The sequence below is a fragment of the Streptomyces sp. NPDC058632 genome, from assembly GCF_042717095.1.
GTDB lineage: Bacteria > Actinomycetota > Actinomycetes > Streptomycetales > Streptomycetaceae > Streptomyces.
In genome coordinates this window covers 41,362-53,717 of record NZ_JBHXQZ010000056.1, presented here as the reverse complement: position 1 = coordinate 53,717, position 12,356 = coordinate 41,362, and the positions used below count along the sequence as shown (strand labels likewise).

General features: G+C 71.3%; 10 protein-coding genes. All 10 read right to left on the bottom strand.

Annotated features, from left to right (window positions below; genetic code table 11):
- Positions 1-118: 118 nt before the first annotated feature.
- Positions 119-2,836, bottom strand: coding sequence for a SpoIIE family protein phosphatase (locus ACFWVE_RS21605; protein WP_384016298.1), 2,718 nt, complete (start codon positions 2,834-2,836; stop codon positions 119-121).
- Positions 2,837-3,126: 290 nt separating this feature from the next.
- On the bottom strand, positions 3,127-3,525 hold the full coding sequence (locus ACFWVE_RS21600; RefSeq protein ID WP_384016296.1) for an ATP-binding protein: 399 nt from the start codon (positions 3,523-3,525) through the stop codon (positions 3,127-3,129).
- 190 nt (positions 3,526-3,715) lie between these two features.
- Positions 3,716-4,132, bottom strand: coding sequence for a (deoxy)nucleoside triphosphate pyrophosphohydrolase (locus ACFWVE_RS21595; protein ID WP_384016294.1), 417 nt, complete (start codon positions 4,130-4,132; stop codon positions 3,716-3,718).
- A 95-nt stretch (positions 4,133-4,227) separates the two neighbouring features.
- Entirely contained in the window at positions 4,228-4,416 is a 189-nt protein-coding gene (locus ACFWVE_RS21590) for an SPOR domain-containing protein (protein ID WP_384016292.1), read from the bottom strand.
- 379 nt (positions 4,417-4,795) lie between these two features.
- Entirely contained in the window at positions 4,796-5,548 is a 753-nt protein-coding gene (locus ACFWVE_RS21585) for a GntR family transcriptional regulator (protein ID WP_384016290.1), read from the bottom strand.
- Positions 5,549-5,695: 147 nt separating this feature from the next.
- Positions 5,696-6,901, bottom strand: coding sequence for a DUF4190 domain-containing protein (locus ACFWVE_RS21580; protein ID WP_384016288.1), 1,206 nt, complete (start codon positions 6,899-6,901; stop codon positions 5,696-5,698).
- Between the two features lie 347 nt (positions 6,902-7,248).
- Positions 7,249-8,829 carry a S8 family serine peptidase gene (locus ACFWVE_RS21575; protein ID WP_384016286.1) on the bottom strand — a complete coding sequence of 527 codons (1,581 nt, stop codon included), beginning with the start codon at positions 8,827-8,829 and terminating at the stop codon, positions 7,249-7,251.
- Positions 8,830-9,307: 478 nt separating this feature from the next.
- Positions 9,308-10,351: an SPFH domain-containing protein gene (locus ACFWVE_RS21570; RefSeq protein ID WP_384016284.1), complete on the bottom strand. Its 1,044-nt coding sequence runs from the start codon at positions 10,349-10,351 to the stop codon at positions 9,308-9,310.
- 4 nt (positions 10,352-10,355) lie between these two features.
- Positions 10,356-10,787: an NfeD family protein gene (locus ACFWVE_RS21565; RefSeq protein ID WP_384016282.1), complete on the bottom strand. Its 432-nt coding sequence runs from the start codon at positions 10,785-10,787 to the stop codon at positions 10,356-10,358.
- Between the two features lie 357 nt (positions 10,788-11,144).
- Positions 11,145-12,125, bottom strand: a complete 981-nt coding sequence (locus ACFWVE_RS21560; RefSeq protein WP_384016280.1) for a TIGR03557 family F420-dependent LLM class oxidoreductase — start codon at positions 12,123-12,125, stop codon at positions 11,145-11,147.
- Positions 12,126-12,356: the final 231 nt, after the last annotated feature.

Genomic DNA, 12,356 nt, shown 5'->3' with positions numbered 1-12,356 from the left:
GCCGGGGGCCCGGAGGCCCGGAGGCCCGGAGGCCCGGAGGCGCCGGGCACGGGGGCACGGGGTCACGCCGTCCGCGGAGAGCCGGAGTGCCCACCGGCCGAGAAAGGCCGGCCGGGTGTCAGAAGAGGCTCAGGAGCGCCTCTGCGGGGTCGGTGAGGGTGGTGCCGGCGCCGGGGAGGGGGAGTTCGAACCAGACGGTCTTGCCGCGGGGGGTGCGGCGGGAGCCCCAGGCCGCGCTGAGCAGGCCGACGAGCTGGAGGCCGCGGCCGCCCTCGTCGGTGTCGCGGGCACGGCGGCGGCGCGGCTGGACCAGACCGGCGTCCCAGACCTCGCAGACCAGGGTGCGGTCGAGGAGGAGACGGAGCCTGATCTCGCCCTCGCCGTACCGCAGGGCGTTGGTGACCAGCTCGCTGACCAGGAGTTCCGTGGTGTCGACGAGGGGTTCCAGGTCCCAGGCGAGCAGTTGGGTACGGGCGTACTCGCGGGCCCGGCCCACGCTGCGGGGCTCGCGCGGCAGCGCCCAGTCGCCCACGGAGTCGGCGGGCAGTCCCTGGACACGTGCCATCAGCAGCGCGATGTCGTCCTCGCCGTGGTGGGTGTCGAGGGTGTTGAGGACGTGGTCGCAGACGTCCTCCAGGTTCCGGGTGTCGGCGCGCGGCGGCGCCGAGCCGTCGTGCCGGTCGTCGCCCGACGGCCGGTCGGGGTCGGTGAGCGCGCCCACGAAGGCCTGGAGCCCCTCGTCGAGGGGATGGTCGCGGCTCTCGACCAGCCCGTCCGTGTAGAGCGCGAGCAGGGCGCCCTCGGGCAGTTCGACCTCGACCTCCTCGAAGGGTTCCCCTCCGACGCCGAGCGGCAGGCCCGGCGGCACGTCCAGCATCAGCGCGGGCTCGCCGGGCTCGACCAGGACGGGCGGCAGGTGGCCCGCGTTGGCGAAGGTGCACCTCCTGGTCACCGAGTCGTACACGGCGTAGACACAGGTCGCCAGGTAGACCTCGGAGAGGTCGGCCTCCTGGGGGCGGCGGGCGGCCCGGGTCGCCTGCCGGACGCCTCCGGGGGCGCCCAGGCCCCGGGCGATCTCGTCCAACTGGCCGAGAACTTCTGCGGGTTCGAGGTCGAGCTGGGCCAGGGTACGGACGGCGGTGCGCAGTTCACCCATCGCCACCGCGGCGCGCAGGCCCCGCCCCATCACGTCCCCGACGACCAGCGCGGTGCGGTGGCCGGGCAGTTCGATGACGTCGAACCAGTCGCCGCCGACCTCGCTGGGACGGCTGGTGGCCGGACTGCCGGGCAGGTACCGACAGGCGATGTCGAGACCGGACGCCTCCGGGTCGCCGGGCGGGAGCAGGGACCGCTGCAGTATCAGAGCGCGTTCGTGCTCGCGCCGGTAGAGGCGGGCGTTGTCGATGCAGACTGCGGCGCGCGCGGCCAGCTCCACGGCGAGGTCCCGGTCGCGGTCCCCGAACGGCTCACTGCCCTTGGTCCGGGCGAACTGGGCGAGACCGACCACCGTGTCGTGGGCGACCATCGGCACGGCGAGCGTGGACCGCACCAGCCCGCCGTCCTCGCCCGGCACGGTCCGCGGGCGGGCGGTGCGCAGGGCGTCCGCGCACGGCGAGTTGAACGCGTAGTGGTGGACGGCGCCGAGTTTGACGGGCTCGCCGGTGACGCTGAACGGCGCGTCGGAGACAGCGCTGGCGAAGGCGACGCGGCGCACCTCCGCGCTGCCGTCGGCGAGACCCGGCGGGGTTTCGTCACCGGCCAGCAGCCCCTGGTAGAGGTCGACGGTGGCCAGGTCGCAGAAGCCGGGGACGACGACGTCGAGGAGTTCGCGGGCCGTGGTCTCCAGGTCGAGGGAGTTGCCGATCCGGGCGCCTGCCTCGTTGAGCAGGGCGAGGTTGCGCCGTGCGGCGGCGGCCTCGCGGGCGGCGGCGCGGCGGGCGGTGATGTCCGTTCCCAGCCATGCGATGCCGATGGGGCGGCCGCTGCCGCTGTGCACGCGGTACAGGTTGATGGACCAGTGACGGCGCCCGGCGGAGCCCGGTACGAAGCCCGTGACGTGCATGTCCGTGATGGACTGGCCGGTGTCCAGCACCCTGCGCATGGTCGCGTCGACCCGCTCGGCCTCACCGCGCGGCAGATAGCTGTGGACGTCCCTGCCCCGGTGGTCGTCGGGCGTACCGCCGAAGATGGACGCGAACCGCTCGTTGGCGCGGCGAACCCGCAGGTCGGGATCGATCAGCAGGAACCCGAAGGGGGATTGGCCGAAAATGGCCTGCGAAGCGGCGAGATCGGTTTCGATCCTGCGCAGAGTGCGCACGTCGACGACGATGCAGACGGCCGCCTTCTCACCCTCCTCCGTGCGCGTCGGCATGACATAGACCTCGGCGAGGGCCTCCCCGCCGGGCTCGCCGTCCGCCCCCGTGTCGGGGAGCCGGAAGGGCACGACCCCGGTCCACTCCCGGCCGTCGAGGATCTCGGCCATCTTGCGCTGGCCCCGCTCGCGCCGGTCCGGGTCGATGAAGGCCGCGATGGGGTCCATCCCGACCGCCCGCCGTGCCGGGATGCCGAAGATCTGCTCGGCGCGCAGGCTCCACTGGTCGACCAGTCCGTCGGGGCCGATGGAGAAGGACGCGACCTTGATGTAGTCGTACATGGAGCCGGGAGGGCTGACCTGCCATGTCCCGTCCGCGGACGGGACGTCGCCGGCGGGCAGGAGATCTCCGAGAGGAGCGGCGGCGGAGGAGGCATCGCCGGAGGAGAGGCCGTCCTTGGCCTCGGCCCTTGCGCCGCCCGACGGGTCCTCGGACTCCGTGGCCTTCGCTGGTATCTCGCTCACGCGAACCGTCCCCTCCAGCTCACCGCGTCCGGCACCGGTCGCCGGGGGCGGCTGCCCGCAGTATCCAGCACTACGGCGCCGCACAACACGGTGTTCACGATCACAGCACGGTCCCGATGCTTTTCGGTCCGGTCTGTGAGAACACTCCCAGTCTTCTAACCAGCGGACACGTCATCGAACCCCCTTCTTCGACAACCATCAAGGGCCCGGACCGGTCGCTCGACAGGAGGGGCCCGTGCGTACACCGGCGAGGAGCGGTACAGCGCCTCTTTTCAGCCGGGGGCGAACGCTCATTTCGGCACGGTGAGTTCGAACCACACGGTCTTGCCGACGTCGCCGGGCCGGGTGCCCCAGCGGCGGGCGGTACGGGCGAGGAGCTGCAGTCCGCGCCCGCCCTCGTCCTCGGGCCGGGTGACCCGCTCGTGCGGAAGGTCCGGCAGCGGGTCGGAGACCTCCACCCGCAGGACCCGGTCGAGGCCGGAGGGCCGCAGCAGGCAGACGTCGATGGGGCCGGTGGCGTGCCGGAGGGCGTTGGTGACCAGTTCACTGACCAGCAGGGCCGCTTGGTCGTCGACGCTGTCGAGGCCCCAGCCGTGCAACTGGGCCCGGACCGTGGAGCGCGCGGCGCCCACGGCGCCCGGGACCGCCGGGAAGGTCCACGTGACGCGGTCGCTCTCGGTGTCGGCCACGGAAGCACCTCCGTCCCTCACCGGCGGCCGGTCCACCGGCCGCGCTCCGTTCCACGGCCCCTCGACCTCACGGGACCAATAGGCACATACCCCGCATTGGTGGTCGAATACCGTCCGCGACACCACGTCATGACGCGCGGGACGGTGATGCGGAGTGCGGCGCGCACCCCCGCCCGCCGCGGCGCGTACGTCACACGCCCCGCGCGGCGCGGTCCAGATGGGCGAGCATGTCGCGGACGGCCGGCACGTCGTGGTCGAGCCAGTCGACGTCCCAGATCTGCGCGGGAGTCAGCCAGCGCAGCCGGTCATGGTCCTCGAGGGGCTCGGGAGCGGCGGATCCGGGGCGCAGGCGGGCGGTCCACACCCGCATCACATACGGCGTCCTCAGCACCCACTCCCCCGGGACGCGCTCTTCGGCCTCGGCGTCCACGCCGAGTTCCTCTCGCAACTCCCGTACGACGGCAGCACCTTCGGTCTCACCCGGCTCGACCTTGCCACCCGGGAGCTCCCAACGCCCGGCCAGGTCGGCGGGGGCGCTGCGGCGGGCGGCGAGCAGCCTGCCCTCGTGCCACAGGGCCGCACCGACCACCACGATCCGCTCACTCATGCGTCGGAGCCTACGGGAGACTCAGGAGCCTGCCCTGAACATGACGGGACGGAACGGACGGTGCCGGGCCACGATGCGGTGGGGCCCGCGGGAGATCAGTCGGAGGGCGTCGCGGTCCGCCCTACGCGCTCGACCCAGTACAGCTGCTTGTGCCCGCGGCCGTCGAGACTGTCCGCGATCTTCTGCGCCTCGGCGCGGGTCGCGTACCGGCCCACGCGATAGCGGTTGCCGTTGTCGTCCTGTCGCACCACGAGCCAGGGAAGCGTGGCCGTGCTGTCGTTCATCGCGCCCCTCCGCTTCCCGTCCGCGGCCCGTGCCGCGCCCCGCCCGGTAAGGAATCCCCAGTCCGCATATGCCCGACCCTACGCCTTACCTTCACGCAGCGAACATGGGTTTGCACAAAGAGGTACGCAACCGGCCAGTACGCGGGGGGCGCATCGCGACGAATGCGCCGTAGGCGCGTTCGATGTATCCGGTCAGCGGCATGCCGCCCCGACGCCCGCCGCTCGGGGGTCACCTGCGAGAACGGCCAGATTCGTACGGCGCCCGAACGGTCACGCCGCTGCCCTTCGAGGCGAGTGCGTGCCCGGACGGGGGCGCAGAGGGAGTGTTCCGGGGGTGGCGACGGCTCGGGGTCGCGGTCCGTGACGGCCGCCGGTCCGGCTACTTCACCGGGAGGTGGTACGCGACCCGGTACCGGTCGGCGGGGATCACCACGTCGGCCGTCTCGACCGGACGGCCCGAGGCGTAGTACGTGCGCCGGACGACCAGGACGACATGGCCGGGGACACCGCCGAGCGGCACCAGCTCCTCGGCGAGGCCGGGGCGGGCTCCGACCTCCTCGGTCACGTTGTCCACGATCACGTCGATGGCACGCATGCGCTCGACCACGCCCATGCCGCCGAGGGGGCCCTCCTCGGGCAGCATCACGGGTGTCCGGCCGGTCAGGGCGAGCGGCTCCCAGGAGGTGGAGAGCATCATCGGCTCGCCGCCCTCCCGGAAGAGGTACCGGGTGCGCATCACCCGGTCCCCCGGCTCGACCTCGAGCCGCTCGGCGACGTCCTCGCAGGCATCGGCCTGCTCGCTGCTCGACTCCCAGGTGCCGCGCATGCCCTCGTCCGCCTGCTCCTGCCGGAACGGGGTGGCGCCACGCTCCGGACGGAACCCGGAACGGGCCACGCGCCGGGGCACGGGCCGCTCACGGACGTACGTCCCCGAACCGGAGCGGCCCTCGACGAGGCCCTCCGCCATGAGCACCTTGCGCGCCTCCAGCGCGACCGTGTCGGAGACGCCGTACTCCTCGCGGATCCGCGCCTGGGACGGGAGGCGGGTGTGCGGGGGCAGCCGACCGTCGACGATCTTCTTACGGAGATCACCCGCGACGCGCAGATACGCCGGCTGCTCACCGATTGTCACTGGCCGCTCCCATCAGCTTGTACAGACGGCGACAGCGTGGCAACCGTATGTTGCGCCAGGCAAGCGAAGGCCAAAGAATCACTCGATGTGATGACGTACCCCGGTGGGGGTCTTTACGCAGGCACTTTCTCTCCGCTATGGCGGCCCTCACACCTCGATGCGGTCCTCGTCGGCCCCGCCGCCCCCGGTCCCGCCCTCGCCGTCGTCCTCGCCGTCGTCCTCGTCGAACGTGGGCGGGGTGGTGGCCAGGTCCAGGGCTTCGCGCGCGGGGACCGACTGCTCGGGGTCGATGAGCTCCCAGCCCTTGTCGTAGTGCTCGTAGAAGGTGTCCACGTCGTCGGCCCCGGCGGCCTTCGCCCATGTGTCCCCGGCCTTCCCGAGGACACCGACGAGATCCGTCACGGGCTGTTCGGCGGCGGCCGGCCACGCGTGGTCCCGCAGCATCCCGCTCTGCACGGCGAGCGCCTCGGAGACCTCCCGGGCCCATTCCCGGTGGCCGGGCAGGTCGTCCTCGACGAACTCCGACTCGGGGGCCCGATCCAGCGCCGCGTTGATGACGTGCGTGCTCTTCAGGTAGATCACCTGGTCCGCGTCGAGCGTGGTCCCGTCCCGGCGCAGCGAACCGGTGAGGGTGCCGTTCTCGTCCCGGTTGCCGAACACGCAGGTGATGACGCGGTCGCCGTAGTCCCAGCTGTCCCTGGAGGGGGTGAGGTGGTACACGTCCACGTCGGCCGGCAGGGCCCACCCGTCCATGGCGTAGGAGTCCTCGAGGCCGTAGCACCGTTCGTCGGCGGTGCCGAAGAGGCTGTCGTCGCCCGGGTAGGGACCGTCGGGCAGACGGACGGTGCCGAAGACCTCCCCGTCGTGCTCCCCCTCGCACGGCACCCGGTCGGCCTCGGTCGCCCAGCCCACCAGCCCTCCGGGCGAGTCGAAGCAGTCGCCGTCGGCGAGGGCGTGGACCCCGGTGCCGTCCGTCACGGAGACCTCGTCGAGCTCGTCCCAGAAGACGGCGAGGAACGCGGCGAGCAGGACCCACGTCACCAGCGACACGGCGGACATCACGATCCCGCCGATCGCCATGCCCCGGCCCTGCTCCCCCCGCCGCCGGATCTGCCCCAGCGCGACGATCCCCAGCACGAGCCCGACGACCGGCACGAACCACAGCAGACCGAGGACGAGCGAGGCGATGGCGAGCCCGTTGAAGCGGGGCGGAGGCCGGAGCCCGTACGGGTTCCGGGGGAACGGCGCTGGCGCGTACGGCCCTTGGGGCTGCGGAGTGGGGTACCGCCCCTGCGGGTGCTGCCCTGGGGCACCCTCGGGCTGCTGGGGCCCGGAGGGCGGGGATATGGACACGAGGCCGTGCTCCTGGTTCTGCCGTGCTGCTGCGGAGAAGTGGTGCGTGCGCCGGCGCGGACCACCGCCCGGGGCACATGGCTCCGCGCATCGTAAGCGTGCCGTCGGACAGGGCCGTCGAGAGTGGCCCTGTGCGAGCCGCCCGCGCCGGGCACAGCGCCCCGTGCCCCGTCCACACGCCTCGTCCCCGTGGCGGACGACCGGATCGGCGATCCGGAGCCCGCTCACGGGGACGAGGACGAGGGGCGGCGTCGCGGGCACCTGCCCGCGGACCCGGTCCCGTCAGATCAGAACCGCGTCGGATCAGAACCGCGTCGGATCCGGCTCCGAGCCGGCTCCGAGCCGGCTCAGAACTGCAGGGCCCAGCCGTTCAGCCGGCCCGTGTCGTACGTGTAGTTGTCGCTGACGCGCAGCTTCCAGGTGCCGTTCGCGGTCTCCGAGGAGGCGTTGACCGTGTACGTGGTGTCGATGTTGTCCGCGCTGCCGCCGGTGCCGTACGCCTTCAGCGTGTACGCCGTGCCGTCGGGGGCGATCAGCTGGACCCGGAGGTCGCCGATGTAGGTGTGGGTGATGTCCACCTCGACGGCCAGGTCGGAGGGCGCGTTGCCGGAGACGCCGGAGACGGTCACCGAGGTCTCGACGGTGGAGTTGTCGGCGATGTTGACGCCCTGGGTGTTCTCGAAGCGGTCACCGGTGGGCGGCGGGGTGGTGGTGCCGTCCCCGACGTTCAGCAGGCGGTTGGGCGAACCGGTGCCCGGGTTGCCGACGACACCGCTGGTGGCGGCGGAGGTCAGCGCGGAGGAGACCTGGGCGGGGGTGGCCGAGGGGTTGTCGGCCAGGTGGAGGGCGGCCGCTCCGGCGACGTGCGGGCTCGCCATGGACGTACCGGAGATGGTGTTGGTGGCCGAGTCACCGGTGTGCCAGCTGGAGGTGATGGAGGAGCCCGGGGCGAAGATGTCCAGGACCGAGCCGTAGTTGGAGTAGCTGGCGCGGGCGTCGGTGGAGGTGGTGGCGCCGACGGTGATCGCCTCGGTCACCCGGGCCGGGGACTTGGTGGAGGCGTTGGTGGACTCGTTGCCCGCCGCGACGACGAAGGTGATGCCGGCGTTGACCGCGTTGCGCACGGCCGCGTCGAGGACGCTGTCGGCGCCGCCGCCGAGGGACATGTTGGCGACGGCCGGCTTGACCGCGTTCTGCGCCACCCAGTCGATGCCGGCGACGACCCCGGCGGTGGTGCCGGAGCCCGCGTTGTTCAGCACGCGGACGCCGACGATGTCGGCCTTCTTGGCCACACCGTGGGCGTTGCCCGCGACGGTGCCCGCGACGTGGGTGCCGTGGCCGTTGCCGTCCTGGGCGACGTTGTCGTTGTCGACGGCGTCGTAGCCGTTGTAGGCGCGGCCGCCGAAGTCGCTGTGCGAGATGCGGACACCGGTGTCGATGATGTACGCCGTCACACCCTCGCCGGCCGAGTCCGGGTAGGTGTACGAGTTGTTCAGCGGCAGGTTCGCCTGGTCGATGCGGTCCAGTCCCCAGGAGGGCGGGTTGGTCTGGGTGGCGGTGGTGTGGAACGTGCGGTTCTGGACCACCGAGGCGACGGCCGGGTCGGCGGCGAGACGTTTCGCCTCTGCCTCGGAGGCCTCGACCTCGTAGCCGTTGATCGCCTTGGTGTAGGTCCGCTCGATCTCGGCGCCGTACTTCTTGGCCACCGCACGGCCCTCGGCGGAGCCGGACTTCGCCTCGTCCGCCTTCAGGGTCACGATGAAGCTGTCGCTGACGGCGTTCGCAGCGCCCTCGTACTGGATGGGGCCTTCGGCGGCGACCGGGGCCGCGCCGGCGGGGAGCGCGGAGACGAGGCCTGCCATGAGTGCCGCGCTGGTCGCGACGCCGAGAGTGGCCAGTCTTCGGTGGGGGTGACGCATCAACGCCATGTGAGGGTTCCTCCTCAGTCGGGGTGCGTTGCTGTGGGGGGTGGTGCCGGTGACGCACGTGCCGCGGGTGGGGCATAGCCAGTCATTAGTGGCGTGAGCATGTCAATGATCACTGCCGGAGCAACTGCGGGCGTCAGCCGAAAGATTGAGGGTTCCACAGGAATTGCACAAGAGGGCCCGCACGAACGAAACACCACCGCCATGCAGCCGACATATTCAGCGGCGCCGGCCCGGGACCGCGCCGCCGGGCAGGACACGACGACGCCGGACGGCACGGATCGTGGACTTCCCCTCCCTCGCCCCCGCCACGGATCAGCGCGTCATCACGGACGCCGTGCCGAACGGCACGGCGTCCGTCGTCGGCCCGCGACCGGTCCGGCTCGTCGCCGAGCGCGCGCCGGGCCCCACTCACCCCAAGCGGGCGGACCCCGCCGGCCGCCTCCGAGGCGGCGGCCGAGGAGCTGTCGTCACCGGCCCCTCACGGCCGGGGAGGCGGATCGGACGGCAGGGCGGCAGGGGCGGTGCCGTCGGCCTTGGCGGCGTCGGCGACGGCCTCGGCGGCCGCCTCTGCCGCCTGCGCCGTGTCGTTGGCGGCCTGGGCGGCCATGTCGTCGACCGGCCTCTCCCGGGTGGCCGGCGACTTGGGCAGTTCCTCGCTGAAGGCTCGGGACACGCCTTGGAGCGCGGAGGTGATCTCGCTGGGGATGACCCAGAAGTTGTTGCCCGAGCCCTGGGCCAGTTGCGGCAGCGTCTGGAGGTACTGGTAGGCGAGCAGCTTGGGGTCGGGATCGTTGCGGTGCACGGCCTGGAACACCTCGTCGATGGCCCGGGACTGGCCCTCCGCCTGGAGGATCGCAGCGGTACGGTTGCCCTCCGCCCGCAGGACGGCGGCCTGCTTGTCGCCCTCGGCGGTGAGGATCTGCGACTGGCGCTGTCCCTCGGCCCCGAGGATCGCGGCCCGCTTGTCCCGCTCGGCCCGCATCTGCTTCTGCATCGCGTCCTTGATGGTCTGGGGCGGGTCGATGGCCTTGATCTCCACCCGGTTGACCCGCAGCCCCCACTTACCGGTGGCCTCGTCCAGCACGCCACGGAGCTGGCTGTTGATGGTGTCCCGTGAGGTGAGCGTCTTCTCCAGATCCATGGAGCCCACGACGTTGCGCAAGGTGGTGACGGTCAACTGCTCGACGGCCTGGAGGAAACTCGCGATCTCGTAGAAGGCCGCCCGCGGGTCGGTGACCTGGAAGTACAGGACGGTGTCGATCTCGACGACCAGGTTGTCCTCGGTGATGACCGGCTGCGGCTTGAAGGAGACGACCTGCTCCCGCAGATCGATCACCGGGTGCACGCGGTCGATGTAGGGAATGACGAAATTGAGGCCGGGATTCAAGGTGCGATGGTAACGGCCGAGCCGCTCGACGTTACGGGCGCGCGCCTGGGGAACGATACGCACCGTCCGCATCACGGTGAAGATCGCGAAAAGCGCGATGATCAGTCCTGCGATGAGAAACGCCGAGGTTTCCATGATTTCAGTCCCGGGGGTAGACGTACGCGGTGGCACCACTGATCTCAATGACGTCGACGGTCGCCCCGGGAGGAATCACCAGAGTCTCGTCGTATGCGCGGGCCGTCCACTCCTCACCGTCGATGCGCACCCTGCCGTCCAGGCCCGTCACCTCCGTGACAGCCGAGGCGGCCTTGCCGACCAGTGCGTCCACACCGAATCGCGCCACTTGTGGCCGCCGCACGCGGCGCAGCGCGACGGGTCGCACGAAGAGCACGGTGGCGATGGCGACGACGGCGAACACCAGGAACTGGAAAGGGACCGGCAGCCCGATCGCGGCGGACCCCGCCGTGACCAACGCGGCGGCACTCAGCATTCCGAGCGCGGCGGTGAGGGTGAAGATCTCCACCACTGCCAGCACGGCTGCGACGATCAACCACATCAGCCATGGATCCATTGCGCACCTCTTCCGAACGGCGCGGGTGCGGAGGGCCGGACCTCACCATTGGACCCCAAAAGAGGGCGGCCCCGATACCCCCTGGACTCTGCCGAACGCGGCGAAGGCATACGCGACACCTGCCGCAGGCAATGACCTCAAGGTTTACTCCCACTTTACCCGTTCGCGGAGCGATAAGGGTTCAGCCGGAAAAGGGCTCGAACAGAATCCGGTGGATCCGGCGCGTTCCTCGGAGGACCGTTCCGCATTCCTCGAAGGACCGCCCCCCTCCCACGGACATCGCTCAGGGCCCGGGCCATCCGTCCAAAGACACTGCGGAAGCGGGTCCGCCACGTGCTGTCTGGTTCACGACACGGTTCAGGCTTGCGTGCCCTTCGGCTTCAGCTGCCGCATGGGCCCGTCGAGTTCGCTCTGGTAGAAGTCGATGAAGCCGTCGGGATCGGGGCCGGCGTTCTGCATGACCAGCCTGTCGAAGCCCGCGTCGACGAACCGCTGCGCCGCCTCGAGGTACCGGGCGGGGTCCGCGCCGCAGGCGAACTTCTCCAGGATGTCCTCCTCGCGCACGGTGGCGGTCGCCGCGTCGAAGTTGACCGGATTGGGCAGCTCGCTCATGACCTTCCACCCGGTCACGGCCCATCGCGAGGTCTCCAGGGCGGCTTTCGCCGCGGTGTGCGCGTCGGGTGCCCAGGCCATGGGAACCTCCGCGTAGCGCGGGCCGGTGCCGCCGGCGTCACGGTAGTGCTGGACGATCTCCGGCTTGTCCTCGGTGGCGAACAGGCCGTCGCCCAGTTCGGCGGCGATGCGCGTCGACACCTGGCCGCTGGCGGCCACCGCGATCAGGGGGAGTTCCTCGGGGAGGTCGAAGACCCGGGCGTCCTCCAGCCGCAGGTGCTTTCCCTCGTAGGACCGGTAGCCCCCGCTCCACAGCAGCCGGATGATCTCCAGAGCCTCCCTGAGCATGTCGTGCCGGGTGCGGACCGCGTCGGGGAAGCCGTGGCCGACGACGTGCTCGTTGAGCCGCTCGCCCGAGCCGACGCCGAGGACGAAACGTCCCTCCGAGAGGAGGGCGAGGGTCGCCGCGGCCTGAGCGATGATCGCGGGGTGGTAACGCACGGTGGGGCACGTCACGCCCGTCGCCAGCTCGATCCGTGAGGTCTTGGCCGCGATGCTTCCGAGGACGCTCCAGGCGAACGGGGAATGCCCCTGGTTGTCCAGCCAGGGGTGGTAGTGGTCGCTGATCTCGACGAAGTCGAAGCCCGCCTTCTCCGCGAGAACCGCCTGCCGTACCAGCTCCGCCGGGCCGAACGCCTCGGCGGCCAGCTTGTAACCCACCTTCATGTGTTTCTCGCTTCCCGATGCGTCGTGGGCGTTTTGTCCGCACAGGAGTACCCCTCGACGTCAGGCGTAATACCTGCCTGTCCACTACTGGAGGCCCGAACCGGCCGGCGGACGGCGCCGAGGGCACGACCCCTGCTCGACAGCCCGCCTGTCCGGCCGCCGGAAGGACAGCCCTCACCGCTTCGGACACTTGCCCACCTCGGGCCGGGTCGGCCGCGCCCGGTACAGCTT